General features: G+C 71.5%; 12 protein-coding genes and 1 tRNA gene. 6 read left to right on the top strand and 7 right to left on the bottom strand.

Annotation, left to right across the window (positions count from 1 at the left end):
* Nucleotides 1–11: 11 nt before the first annotated feature.
* Complete coding sequence (sp36, locus tag JQX11_RS23010; RefSeq protein WP_088643831.1) at nt 12–167, bottom strand: Sp36 family protein; 156 nt, start codon at nt 165–167, stop codon at nt 12–14.
* A gap of 45 nt (nt 168–212) precedes the next feature.
* Complete coding sequence (locus tag JQX11_RS23005; RefSeq protein WP_204927047.1) at nt 213–698, bottom strand: hypothetical protein; 486 nt, start codon at nt 696–698, stop codon at nt 213–215.
* 327 nt (nt 699–1,025) lie between these two features.
* On the opposite strand from JQX11_RS23005, the gene JQX11_RS23000 reads away from it, so the two are divergent.
* The 3 genes from JQX11_RS23000 to bagB are packed head-to-tail and all read left to right on the top strand — an operon-like array spanning nt 1,026 to nt 3,835.
* A complete protein-coding gene (locus tag JQX11_RS23000; protein WP_204927046.1) occupies nt 1,026–1,631 on the top strand; it encodes an Rv0361 family membrane protein in 606 nt (201 codons plus the stop codon).
* Nucleotides 1,632–1,657: 26 nt separating this feature from the next.
* Complete coding sequence (bagA, locus tag JQX11_RS22995; protein WP_204927045.1) at nt 1,658–2,635, top strand: ATPase BagA; 978 nt, start codon at nt 1,658–1,660, stop codon at nt 2,633–2,635.
* 54 nt (nt 2,636–2,689) lie between these two features.
* Nucleotides 2,690–3,835, top strand: coding sequence for an ArsA family ATPase (gene bagB / locus JQX11_RS22990; protein WP_204927044.1), 1,146 nt, complete (start codon nt 2,690–2,692; stop codon nt 3,833–3,835).
* A gap of 71 nt (nt 3,836–3,906) precedes the next feature.
* On the opposite strand, the gene JQX11_RS22985 is transcribed toward bagB, so the two are convergent.
* Nucleotides 3,907–4,227: a WhiB family transcriptional regulator gene (locus JQX11_RS22985; RefSeq protein ID WP_088643826.1), complete on the bottom strand. Its 321-nt coding sequence runs from the start codon at nt 4,225–4,227 to the stop codon at nt 3,907–3,909.
* 402 nt (nt 4,228–4,629) lie between these two features.
* Between JQX11_RS22985 and JQX11_RS22980 the strand changes: the two genes are divergently transcribed.
* Entirely contained in the window at nt 4,630–7,059 is a 2,430-nt protein-coding gene (locus JQX11_RS22980; RefSeq protein WP_204927043.1) for a penicillin-binding protein, read from the top strand.
* Between the two features lie 119 nt (nt 7,060–7,178).
* On the opposite strand, the gene JQX11_RS22975 is transcribed toward JQX11_RS22980, so the two are convergent.
* Complete coding sequence (locus JQX11_RS22975; RefSeq protein WP_204927042.1) at nt 7,179–7,634, bottom strand: GatB/YqeY domain-containing protein; 456 nt, start codon at nt 7,632–7,634, stop codon at nt 7,179–7,181.
* Nucleotides 7,635–7,659: 25 nt separating this feature from the next.
* Between JQX11_RS22975 and JQX11_RS22970 the strand changes: the two genes are divergently transcribed.
* Complete coding sequence (locus JQX11_RS22970; protein WP_204927041.1) at nt 7,660–8,553, top strand: metallophosphoesterase; 894 nt, start codon at nt 7,660–7,662, stop codon at nt 8,551–8,553.
* A gap of 269 nt (nt 8,554–8,822) precedes the next feature.
* A tRNA-Pro gene (locus tag JQX11_RS22965) sits at nt 8,823–8,896 on the top strand.
* Between the two features lie 76 nt (nt 8,897–8,972).
* Here JQX11_RS22965 and JQX11_RS22960 read toward each other — a convergent pair.
* Genes JQX11_RS22960 through JQX11_RS22950 form a run of 3 tightly spaced genes read right to left on the bottom strand, consistent with a single transcriptional unit; the run spans nt 8,973 to nt 11,943 of the window.
* Complete coding sequence (locus JQX11_RS22960; protein ID WP_204927040.1) at nt 8,973–10,190, bottom strand: tyrosine-type recombinase/integrase; 1,218 nt, start codon at nt 10,188–10,190, stop codon at nt 8,973–8,975.
* Entirely contained in the window at nt 10,190–10,387 is a 198-nt protein-coding gene (locus JQX11_RS22955) for an excisionase family DNA-binding protein (protein ID WP_204927039.1), read from the bottom strand. The genes JQX11_RS22960 and JQX11_RS22955 overlap by 1 nt, the downstream gene beginning before the upstream one ends.
* Entirely contained in the window at nt 10,384–11,943 is a 1,560-nt protein-coding gene (locus tag JQX11_RS22950; protein ID WP_204927038.1) for a replication initiator, read from the bottom strand. The genes JQX11_RS22955 and JQX11_RS22950 overlap by 4 nt, the downstream gene beginning before the upstream one ends.
* Nucleotides 11,944–12,885 lie beyond the last annotated feature (942 nt).

Here is a 12,885-nt window from a genome sequence, read left to right as displayed (position 1 = left end):
GTCGGACCCCTTCAGCCCTTGGGACGCTTGAGGTACGCGACCAACTGGTCCGGGTTCGGGCCGGGGATCACGGCGACGAGTTCCCAACCGTCCTCGCCCCAGTTGTCGAGGATCTGCTTGGTCGCGTGGACCAGCAGCGGGACCGTGGCGTATTCCCACTTCTGCATCGGTGGAAGGCTCCCTTGCCTGGCGTGGACTGTGTCGTCGACAGCCTACGGTCCGGGTGACGGCCGGGGCGCGGGACGCTGCTCGGGGGCGGTGGGCAGCTCACCGCACTGCCCGGCGTGGTCGTACGGCTGGGGGCAGCGGGACCGGTCGGGCAGCAGCAGGTCGCAGAAGACCCGGTGCCTGTTGTTCTGGTCGTCGGCGGTGGAGACGGTGGTCTCGCCGGCGTCGAGTTCAACGAGGAAGCCCAGGGAGGTCGCCACGGTGCCGGCCAGCGCGGTCGCCGCCGCCAGGTCGGCCACCCGGATCGGCAGGTGGATGACGTAGCCGGGCTCCTCGTCGTCCCGGGCGCGGTCACCGGTGCGGCCGAGCATCCGCAGCACCTCGCTCGGTTCGGCGCAGCGCCGGTAGGACCGTTCGTTCATCGGCAGCCCCGTGCCGGGGGCGTCCGCGTCGCCGGCCGAACCTCCCCGCCTCCCCCGGTCTCCTGGTGCTGAGAAGTGGGCTCGGGCGATGTTCTCCGCGTCGCGCATGTACCTTCCTCCGGCCTCGTACCGTGAATGACCGCCGTCCGGACCGGGTGCCGACCCGATCCGCTCCCCCACACCCGGACGAACGTAGGACCCCGCCCGGCACCCGGACAACGGGACGCGCACGTTCGATCACGCCAAGTCACATATGTGACACTCGCCTGGTCCGGAAAGCGATCGCAACCCACCGCAGGTCGTGAGCGGTCCGCCACGCGCCGCCCATAGACCGTTACCCTTGCGCCTCGGACGGGCGATCAGGGGTCGCCCGCCGCGCCCGTACCCGCGTCGTCGCCAGGGGCGGCGACGGCGCCCCATCCCCCGGGGGACCACATGACCCATCCACCGTTCGGTGGCGCGAGCGGATCGCCAGGCGGGCCACCGCCACGGCAGGACCCACCAGACCCGGGCGGGACGACCGCTCCCGGCCTCTCCCCGTCCGGTGTCGGCGCGCCGCCGTCGACGGGTCACCCCGGGTACCGGGCGGCGACACCGGCGCGGCGGCGCGGCCCGCTGGTCGCCTGGCTCGCCCTGGCGGCGGCCGTCGTGCTCTGCGGCGGCGGTGGGACGCTCGCCTTCCTGACCCTGCGCGACACCGAGGGCGGCGAGGGGGCCAAGGAGCCGACGGTGGCGGTGGACGGCTTCCTCACCGCCGTCTACCAGGAACGCGACGCCGGCAGGGCGGCCAACTTCGTCTGCGCGGAATCACGCGACCCGCAGAAGATCAACGCCAAGGTGGCCGAGGTGCAGAAGTACGCCACCACCTACATCAACCCGCGGTTCCGCTGGTCCAGTCCGACCGTCGACAGCCAGAACGGGGACCGGGCCACCGTCTCCACCACCCTCACCATGACCACCGCCGACGAGAAGATCGCCGAGCAGCCGTTGCGGTTCACCGTCGTACGGAAGACGGGTTGGTGGGTCTGCGAGGTCGGCTGAGCGCGCGGGGTGGATAGGCTCGACCGGTGCGAGCAGCTGAGCGGCCGGCCGACCCGGCCGGTACCGGATGGCCGTCCCGCCTGCACGTGGTGACCGGCAAGGGCGGCACGGGCAAGACGAGCGTGGCGGCGGCGCTGGCGCTCGCCCTGGCCGCCGGCGGACACCGCACCCTGCTGGTCGAGGTGGAGGGCCGGCAGGGCATCGCCCAGCTCTTCGGGGTCGAACCCTTCCCGTACGCCGAGCGGCACCTCGTCGACGCCCCCGGCGGCGGCGAGGTGCGCGCCCTCGCGGTGGACGCCGAGGAGGCGTTGCTGGAGTACCTCGACATGTTCTACAAGCTCGGCGCGGCCGGTCGGGCGCTGCGCAAGCTCGGCGCGATCGACTTCGCCACCACCATCGCCCCGGGCCTGCGGGACGTGCTGCTCACCGGCAAGGTCAAGGAGGCCACCACCCGCACCGCCGGCCAGCGCCGGGTGTACGACGCGGTGGTGCTGGACGCCCCGCCGACCGGCCGGATCGGTCGTTTCCTCAACGTCACCGCCGAGACCGCCCGGCTGGCGAAGGTCGGCCCGATCAAGACCCAGAGCGACGGGGTGTCGGCGCTGCTGCGCTCCCCGATGACCGCGGTGCACGTGGTGACGCTGCTGGAGGAGATGCCGGTCCAGGAGACGGTGGACGCGATCGCCGAGCTGACCCAGCTCGGCTTCCCGGTGGGCCGGGTGATCGTCAACGCGGCCCGCCCGCCGTCGACCACCGGCCGCGAGGTGACCCGGGCGGAGCTGCGACGCGGGCTGGCCGCCGCCGGCCTGCCGACCGACCAGGCGACCGTGGCCGGGCTGGCCGGCGAGGCGCGGGACCAGCGGGTACGGCGGGAGCTGGAGGATTCGCTGCGGACCGACCTGGTGGAGCTGGGGCGGCCGGTGACCGAGCTGCCGTTGCTGCCCGACGGGGTGGATTCGGCCGGGCTGGCGGCGTTCGCCGAGATCCTCCGTCGGGCGGATTGACGCACACCTCACGTCGGCCCGGGCGCACGGACCCCACCGGCCCGATACGCTCGATTGGTGCCTTCCGAAGACGCGGCGCCCGTGCTGGACGTCGACCAGATCCTCGCCGACCCCGGCGTGCGTATCGTGGTCTGCTGTGGCGCCGGCGGGGTGGGCAAGACGACCACCGCGGCGGCGCTGGCGCTGCGGGCGGCCGAGCGGCACGGCCGGCGCACGGTGGTGCTCACCATCGACCCGGCCCGCCGGTTGGCCCAGTCGCTCGGGCTGACCGAGCTGGACAACACCCCCCGCCGGGTCAAGGGGATCGACGTCGAGGGCGGCGGTGAGCTGCACGCCATGATGCTGGACATGAAGCGCACCTTCGACGACGTGGTGCTCCAGCACACCGACCCGGCGAAGGCGGCGGAGATCTTCGCCAACCCGTTCTACCAGGCCATGAGTTCCACCTTCGCCGGCACCCAGGAGTACATGGCGATGGAGAAGCTCGGCCAGTTGCACGCCCGGGGCGAGTGGGACCTGATCGTGGTGGACACCCCGCCGTCCCGCTCGGCGCTGGACTTCCTCGACGCCCCGGCCCGGCTCTCCCGCTTCCTGGACGGCCGGATGCTGCGACTGCTGCTCGCCCCGGCCCGCAGCGGGGGGCGGAGCATGTTCAGTTTCGTCACCGCCAGCTTCGGGATGTTCTCCAAGGTGGTGCAGAAGGTGCTCGGGGCGCAGCTGCTGACCGACCTCTCCGGCTTCGTCGCGGCCCTCGACTCGATGTTCGGCGGGTTCCGGCAGCGGGCCGAGCAGACGTACCGGATCCTCCAGGCCGGCGAGACGGCGTTCCTGCTGGTGGCGACGCCGGAGCCGGACGCGGTCCGGGAGGCGGCCTACTTCGCCGGGCGGTTGGGCGCGGAGCGGATGCCGCTGGCCGGGCTGGTGCTCAACCGGGTGCACCGGCCGGCGGTGGGTCTGGACCCGGCGACGAGCCGGGCGGCGGCCGACCGGCTGGTCGAGTTGGGTGGGCACGACGCCACGGTCGACGTGCTGCGGGCGCACGCCGCGCTGGCGCAGCAGGCAGCCCGCGAGCAGCAGGTGGCCCGGCGGTTCACCGAGGCGTTCCCGGCGGTGCCGACGGTGTCGGTGACGGCGCAGCCCGCCGACGTGCACGACGTCGACGGGCTGCGGACGATCGGCGCGGCGATCAGCCACCCCTGACCTGCGGTCCGGTCCACCCGGCCGGGCCCGCGCCGGGGAAGGCCGTGGTCCGGTCGGACCACGGTCGGGCCTCAACCGGCGGCGGTGACCAGGATCTTGTCCTTGCCGCTGCGGTCCTTGGCGTTCTTCTTCATCGCCGCCTCGAACATCTTGCGCCAGCTCGCCACCTGCGGGTGCCGGCGCAGCAGGGCACGGCGTTCCCGTTCGGTCATGCCACCCCACACGCCGAACTCGATGCGGTTGTCGAGCGCGTCGGCCAGGCACTCGTACCGCACCGGGCAGCTTCGGCAGATCCGCTTCGCGACGTTCTGCTCGGCGCCCTGTACGAACAACGCGTCCGGGTCCCCGTTCTGACACGCCGCCAGCGACGGCCAGTCAGTGATCATCCCCATCTGTACACGTCCCCCCTTGCAGTACCAACCGACTCGTGCGACCAGCCGTCGTTCCCCCCGGTCGTCCGGCCCGTTCCTTCCCCAAGGAGGCACGGACGACGTGTGGCTCGTGTCGCCGCCACCATCATGCTCTGTAGTCGCATGATTACGCAACGTTGTCGGCGAAATCCAACATTCCGGACAGTCCCGGCTTCCCGGGCCTTCGATCGCCGCTTACCCCCTCGGAGTACGTGAAAACGCTGCGCGGGCTCCACCGATCGGTGGAGACTCGGCGCGGTAACCCGCAACCTCGCAGCGGGGGTCGTGCGTTTAGCACAACGAGGTCGGCGCGCGCAGGAAATGGGGAAAGAACGCCCCGGCGCCCCTCGTTCCCTACTCGCGTACCCTGTCGAGGTGACCTGGATGCGGAAACGTGACCACAATGTCTTCACCAACGCCGCATCGCTACTGATCTGCGGCCTGCTGGCCGGTGTGGTGGTGGCGGCGGCGGCCTTCCCCGCGGTGGCGATGTCCGGCCTGGCGGCCAAGGCCGGCGCCGAGACCTTCGGAGCGCTGCCCAAGGAGCTGACGGTGGCCCGCGCGCCACAGATCAGCTACCTGCTCGCCAACGACGGCAAGACCCCGCTGGCGACCATGTACGACGAGAACCGGCGCGACGTGAAGCTCGCGGACATCTCCCCGTACATGCAGAAGGCGATCATCGCCGCCGAGGACCACGACTTCTACAAGCACAACGGCGTGGACATCAACGGCGTGGCACGGGCCTTCGTCAACAACCAGTCCGGCACCAACTCGCAGCAGGGTGCGTCCACCCTGACCATGCAGTACGTCCGGCTGGCCATCGCCTACTCGGCCACCCACCCGGCCGACGTGGTGGCCGCGACCGAGGACACCAGCTCCCGCAAGATCCGCGAGATGCGGCTGGCCCTCCAGGTCGACAAGGAGTTCTCGAAGGACGAGATCCTCACCCGCTACCTGAACCTCGCCTCCTTCGGCAACGGCGCGTACGGCGTCTTCGCCGCCAGCCAGGTGTACTTCGGCAAGTCGCCCAAGAACCTCAAGATCGAGGAGGCGGCGCTGCTGGCCGGCATGGTCAAAGCGCCCACCACCAACGATCCGACCACCCGCAGCGGCTACCCGCTCGCGCTCGACCGGCGTAACTACGTCATCGACAACATGGTCAAGACGCAGGCCATCACCCAGCAGGAGGGGGACGCCGCCAAGGCGACCAAGCTGGTGGTGAAGGACAAGCGCACCCCGAACGGCTGCGTCGCCACCAACCAGAAGGACTGGGGCTTCTTCTGCGACTACTTCTACCGCTGGTGGCTCTCGCAGGAGACCTTCGGCTCCACCACGTACGACCGGGAGCGGCGGCTCAAGAGCGGCGGCTACACCATCACCACCACGCTCGACGTGCAGGCGCAGAACGGTGCCGACCGGGCCGTCCGCAAAAACCTCGGGGTGAACAGCAAGGCCGCCCGGATGGTCGCCGCGATCGAGCCGGGCACCGGTCGGGTACGCGCGCTGTCGGTGAACCGGAACTTCAAGATCGATGACCCGAAGAAGCCGCAGAACAAGTACTCCAGCGACCCCAAGAAGGCCAAGAAGAAGATCCGGGGCAACTACCCCAACACGGTGAACCCGCTGCTCAGCGGCGGCCAGGGCATCACCGGCTACCAGGCCGGCTCGACGTTCAAGATGTTCACCATGGTGGCGGCGCTGGAGAAGGGCATCCCGCTCGCCTACCCGATCAACTCGCCACCGGTGTTCAAGTCGGATTACATCGTCCAGCAGAACTCACCGGCCGCCTGCCCGGGGACGCACTTCTACTGCCCCAAGAACGCCTCGGCGAGCATGGCCGGCGTGCACAACATGTGGACCGCCTTCGGCAGCTCGGTCAACACCTACTTCGTCCCGCTGGAGCAGCAGGTCGGCGCGGAGAACGTGATCAAGGCGGCGCAGAAGCTCGGCATCACCTTCCGCAGCAGCGACGACGCCCGCCGGGCCACCAAGGAGGGCGGCGCCAACCAGTGGGGCGCGTTCACGCTGGGTGTCTCCCAGACCACCCCGCTGGAGCTGGCGAACGCCTACGCCACCCTGGCGGCCGACGGGAAGTTCTGCGAGCCGATCCCGGTGCAGCAGATCAAGGACCCGGAGGGCAACAAGCTCGACGTCGCCAACCCGCGTTGCGAGCAGCGGATCTCCACCGAGGTGGCCCGGGCCGCCGTGGACGCGGCCCGCTGCCCGGTCGGTGACCGGTCGTCGGTCTCCAAGTGCGTCGGGGCGACCGCCCGCAACGTCCGGGGCATCGTCGGCAAGCCCGTGGCGGGCAAGTCCGGCACCACCGACGGCGACAAGACCTCGGCCCTGGTGGTGATGACCAAGCAGTTCGCGGTGGCCGGCATCATGGCCGACCCGGACTGGCCGCAGACCAACCAGCGGATGGGTCACGACGAGACGCCGACCGGCATCAATCCGGCGGTCTACCAGACGCTGCGGGACGCCATGAAGGGCAAGCCCGGCATCGAGTTCACCCCACCCAACGGCAAGATCATCAACGGTGACCAGCGTTCCATCCCGAACGTGAAGTGCCAGTCGGTGGACGGTGCCCGGGGCAAGCTCAAGGAGGCCGGCTTCTCCGTCGTCGTCTCCGACAACAAGATCGCCTCGGAATGCCCGGCCGGCTCCGTCGCCGGCACCAGCCCCAACGGCCGCACCATCAAGGGCGGCGTGGTCACCATCGAGGTGAGCAGCGGCGGCGGCAGCACCGCGAACGGGCCGAACGGGCCGGGTAACACCGGCACCCCACCGGGCCGTCCACCGGGCAACTGACCCCTACCGACGCCGACGGGCGGGCACCCCACACGGGGTGCCCGCCCGTTTCGCATCCGCCGCACCGATCAGGGCGCTTCGACCCGGGCCCGCCGCCGGCACGTACCGGCGACGGTGGGTCAGAGGCCGAGCTGTCGGCGTACCTCGGCGGCGACGCGACCACCCTCGGCGCGGCCGGCCACGGCGGCCTGGGCCGCCTTCATCGCCGGGCCCATCTGGGACTTCTCGGTGAACCCCGCTGCGGCCAGCGCCCCCGACACCAGCTCCGTCAGCTCCTGCTCCGAGAGCTGCTTCGGCAGGTAGCGGTCGAGCACCGCACCCTCGGCGGTCTCCTTGTCGGCCTGCTCGGCACGACCGGCGTCGGCGAACGCGGCAGCCGCCTCCCGGCGCTTCTTCGCCTCCTTGGTCAGCACCGCGAGCACCTCGTCGTCGGAGAGCTCGCGCTTGGCCTTGCCGGCGACCTCGGCGTTGCCGACGGCGGCCAGCGCCATCCGCAACGTGGAGGTGGTCAGCTCGTCGCGCGCCTTGAGTGCGGCGCGCATGTCTGCGGTCAGGCGGTCCTTCAGCGTGCTCATGGACGGTCAAACTACCCTGGTCGGCATGCGAAAGCGCACACTATTCGGCCTCGCCGCCGGGACCGTCGCCGCCGGGGCGGCCACCCTGGCGTACGCGTCCCTCGTCGAACGCAACATGTTCACCCTGCGCCGGTACGACGTGCCGGTGCTGCCGGCCGACGCCGAGCCGCTGCGCGTGCTGCACCTGTCGGACCTGCACATGATGCCCGACCAGCGGCGCAAGCAGCAGTGGGTGGCGTCGCTGGCCGCCCTCGACCCGGACCTGGTGGTGGTCACCGGGGACAACATGGCCCACCCCGACGCGGTGCCCGGGGTGCTGCGCGCCCTGCAACCACTGCTCGACTATCCCGGCGCGTTCGTCTTCGGCTCCAACGACTACACCGGGCCGGTCTGGAAGAACCCGTTCACCTACTTCCTGCCGGGCCGGGAGTACACCGAGGGGGCCGCCCTGCCGTACGAGGAACTGCGGGACGTGCTCACCGGGGCCGGCTGGGCGGACCTCAACAACGCGCGCACCTCGATCAAGGCCGGCGGCCGCCTGGTCGAGCTGGTCGGCGTGGACGACCCGCACATCGGGCAGGACGACTACCCGGCCGTCGCCGGCCCGGTCACCCCCGCCGCCGACCTGTCCATCGCACTCGCCCACGCCCCGGAACCGGCGCTGCTCGACCAGATGGCCGCCGACGGCTTCGGCCTGCTGCTGGCCGGGCACACCCACGGCGGTCAGGTCTGCGTACCCGGCTACGGCGCGCTGGTGACCAACTGCGGGCTGCCCCGGGCGATGGCGAAGGGCCTGCACCGCTGGCCCGGCTCCGACTCCTGGCTGCACGTCTCGGCGGGCCTCGGCACCCACCCCACCGCCCCGGTCCGCTTCGCCTGCCCACCCGAGGCCAGCATCCTCACGCTCACCCCCCGCTGATCCCCTGCTCTGCTGCCCCCACCGCCTCCTGCCCTGCTACGCCCTCTCGCCCACTCCATGATCAGATTGCCGAAATGCAGACGACACGCCGTCAACACTGCGCGAAATCGCAATCTGATCATGGAGCCGGTGGGGTGACCCGGTCGGCAGCAGGGCGGAACCGGGCGACGGAGGGCCATCAGAGACACCCCCGGCCCCGAGCGGCCGGAGCCGGGGGGGTACCGAGTTTGATCGGCGGAGCGGGTGGGCTACTATTTCACCGCACGCCTCGGGGTGTGGCGCAGCTTGGTAGCGCGCTTCGTTCGGGACGAAGAGGTCGTCGGTTCGAATCCGGCCACCCCGACAGAGGCCAGAGGGCACATCCGATCCATGGATGTGCCCTCTAGTGCTTCTGTACAGCAGTGAAGTACAGCAGCAGGTCACCGCAGGCTCTCACCCAGGCGCTTGAGGGCGTCGCGGGTGGCGTCCGAGGACGCCTGCGAATAGATCTCCATCGTCACCGACACCTCGGCGTGCCGGAGCACCTGCATGATGACGCGCGGGTGCACGTCCAGGTCGACGAGCAGGGTCGCACAGGTACGCCGGGCGTCGTGCACGGTGATCTTCCGAACTCCGGCACGGGTGCAGCGGGCGTCCCAGGAGCGGTTGAAGTTGCGCGGCTCCACGGGCGTTCCGTAGCGGGTGGTAAACAACAGCGGCGAGCCCTGCCAGGCGATGCCCGCCTCGTCGCGGTCGGCCTTCCTCGCCTGCTGGCGGAGGTCGAGTGCCGCCGCGCAGATGTCCGGCAGCGGGAGGGTGGCGTCCGAGGTCTGCGTCTTGGTCTCCCGGTGCAGCAGTTGGCGGCCGACCCGCTGCAACTGCCAGCCGATCGACAACTCCCCCGCCGCCGGGTCCACGGCGTCCCCGGTGAGGCCCAGCACCTCACCCTTGCGCAGGCCGAGGACCAGGATCAGCACGTACGCGGCGTACAACGGATCGCGGTCGGCCCGCGCGGACTCCAGGAAGCGACGCGCCTCGTCGCTGGTCCACGCCCGGCCCCGGCGGCGACGGACCGGTGGGAGCTTGACCAGGGCGGCGGCGTTGCGGGTGACCAGTTCCTCGGTGGCCGCGTGGTTGAGCGCCGAGCGCAGCACACCCCGGACGTCCTTGACCGTGCGGGCGGACGGCACGTCACCGCAGCACAGGCCGAGCGCGCAGCAGCGCCGCCTGAGTTCCGGGCGGCGGGCGACCTTGCCCTGGGCGCAGCACTGGCAGGTGCGGGCCACCTCGTTGATCCAGGTCTGCACGTCGCGCACCTGGAGCCGGTCGAGCCGCTTCCCGCCGAGGCCGGGGATCACGTACAGCCGGAGGATCGTCTCGTAGGTGGCGCAGGTCAGCGGCGCGAGGTTGGGGCGCACGACCTCCCGATGCCAGTAGGTCAGGTAGTCACCGAGGGTCGGCACCCGGGTGGCGACCGGCCCGGCCTTGGCCTGCTGGTGCAGCTTGATCCACTTGTCGTGGACGACCTCCCGGGTCTGGCCGTAGACGTACTTGCGGGTCCGCTTGCCGTCCGGCTTGGTGACCCAGACGTACGCGGCGAAGCCGTTGCGGTACGGGAAGATCGAGCCTTCGCCGTTGGCGCGGGTGCGGGCGGGCATCAGGCGGCCTCCTGCCGCTGGACCTGCTCGCGGACGTACTCGTCGACCCACTCGGGCAGGACGCGCCGGTACTTGCCGTCCTTGATGGAGCGCAGCTCCCCGGTGGCGATCTTCATCTTGACCTTGGACAGGCCGAAGCCGAGCAGCACGGCGACCTCGGCGGGCGAATACCAGCGTGGGGTGAGGGGTCGGGTCACGCCGCCACCCCCGACCACGCCTCGTGGGCGAGTTCTTCCCGGCCGGTACGTTGGCGTTCCCGGCGTTGGGCGGCGGCGGTGTTGGCGAGCAGGACGTCCCCGTCGGTCAGCCAGCCGGAACCGACGAAGGCCAGCGTGCCGACGGTGACCATGCCGGCGGCGTCGTCGCTGCCGGCGGTGTCGGTGTGCTCGGTGCGGCGGTAGGCGGCGCGGGTGTCGCGGAGCAGGCCGAAGGTGACCGAGTAGCGGCGGGCCTTGGTGAGGAAGTGGCCGCCGTAGCCGAGCATGTGCGCCCAACGGCGCAGCCCGGCGTAAACGTTGGGTGTGGGGTCAAGGTCGCCTTGACGGTCTTCAGTCTTCCCGGCTGTCGGGGTGACGTGGTGCCGGGTGGGGCGGCCGAGTCGCCAGCAGGCGTCGATGAGCCGGGCGAGGTGGTCGCCTTCCGGATCGGCGTAGGCGTCGACGGTGTCCGGGGTGAGTCGGGTGGAGCAGTGGCCGGTGACCTCGGTGGACTTCGTGGCGTACTTGGCGAGGTAGGCGGCCACCTTCGCGTCGGTCACGTCGCCGTCGCTGGTGCCGATGCGGCGTACGTCGACCTGCTCACCCCAGCCGATCGGCCAGCCCTGCGGGCGGTCGGGGTGCGGCGGGGTGGTGACGGTGATCTGTCGGGTGGCGGCGTGGACGGCGGCGTCGAGGTCGTCGACGGTGATCCCGGCCGGCGGCGGCACCAGGGCATGCCGGTCGTGGGGGTCGACGCCGTCGAGGCGCAGCAGGACATGGAAGTGCACCGCGCCCCGACGCTGCATCTCGGCGACCTTCCCGTGGGACACCCGCACCGGAGGCACCCGCCGAACCCGGCCGGAGTCGGTGACGACCTGGACGTGGGAGATGCCGCGTCGGCGGCACACTGCGGCGAGGTGCCGTTCGATCGCCTGCTTCGTGCGTCGCCACAGCTCGCCCGAGAAGTAGTTCCAGACGGCCTGGTGGTCGTGGTCGTAGCAGTCCAGGCAGAGCGGTCGACCGAGCTGCGGATCATCGGCGTCGTGGCGGGTGAAGCAGGCCGCGGGCCGCCCGTGTGGGCAGGTGCCGGCGGTGCTCCGGGCGCGGCAGGGTGCCGGGCGGCAGTCGCAACGCCGCCGGGTGGCGCAGGTGTGTCGGGGGATGTGCCGGTGGTGCACCGGGCCGAAGGATGGTGCGGTGAAGGTGGCGAAGACGACCGGATGCGCGCTGACGGTGGTGGGGATGGTCTTGCCGCCGGTCAGGCCGCAGCGGACGACCTGGAAGGCGTCACCGGCGTAGACCCAGGCGCAGTCGGGGCACTGGGCGGCACGACGGTTGCCGCATGCCTTGTACAGCGTCCGGTCGGGCAGCTCGTCGGTGTGCCGCTCGGCCAGGACCCGGCCGGTGCCGGGTTCGACGGCGGTGAGGGTGCCGGTCAGGCGGATCGGGCGGGTGCAGCCTCCGGCGGCGCGGGTGTGCTCCAGCCAGCCGAAGTAGTCCGGGGCGGCGGCGCGGCGCAGGGCCTGGGCGTCACGGCCGGCGGTGAGGGTGGACACGGTTCTCTCCTCAAGGGGTGGCAGGGGACGGGCGACGAACTGCCACCGGACGCCGGAACGGTGTCCGTCGGTGGTGTTCGTGGTGTCTCCTGGCACCGCCGGAGAGGGCGGCTCACGCCGGAGGGCGGGGTTGGCCATCGGCCTTGGACCGCCGTGGAGCTGGGTTTCTGGATCTCGGGTGATGCCGGGACGGGTGGGGTGCCTGGTCGTCGGCGTCCGGTGGGTTGCCGCAGGCGATCCCCACCCGTCGAGGTGCGCGAATCCGAGGGCCATCGTGGACGGCAGGAAAGGCCGTGCTGGGCTGGTCAGTGGATTCCGGGTCGGCGCAGTGGCCGGTGCGATCGAGAGCCGGCGGGACGTGACCCGCGTCAGCGGCAGGAAGGCCGCTCGGCAACTCCGAAGTCGAGTTCAGCGATCCGGCAGGAAGGCCGCACTGGCGTGCTCGACGAGGGCCAGAGTAGCACCGGGTACCGACACGTCAACCCGTCGTGACCCCGGGGAGCGGCCGGCTGCCGGCCGGTGTGGGAGGACTTTCTGTACGTCTATCAAGGCGGCCCTGAACGGGCCGCACGCGCCGCCGCCTGGGCGCGCGTCCGTCGCTCCGCTGGTGCTCCGACTCCGGCCACGCAACACGCCCGGCGGCTGGCGCGGACGGCGGATAGCCCGGTGGGCCGCCGCATGACGACAGGCCGTTTCCCGGTGGGGTGGTGGGCCGGCAACCGGCCTGGCCGCGCGGCGAGTACCGCGCGGCGTAGGGGAGCGCACGCCGGGTCCGTCGGTGGCTGCCGGGCCGGTGTCGGGGTTGCGGTTACTGCGCCTCCGGCGGGGGCGCTCCGGCTCCGGGATGCCGGGGGTCCGTCGGCGGCTTGCGGTCCGTGGGTGGTGGCGGTGGGGAGCCATCCCGCCCACCGTCGACCCGGGTGAGCCGAGCGGGCCACCGCC

The organism is Micromonospora humida, assembly GCF_016901255.1.
Lineage (GTDB): Bacteria > Actinomycetota > Actinomycetes > Mycobacteriales > Micromonosporaceae > Micromonospora > Micromonospora wenchangensis.
The sequence above is the reverse complement of the archived record's forward strand: the minus strand, read 5'-3'. Positions and strand labels throughout refer to the sequence as shown.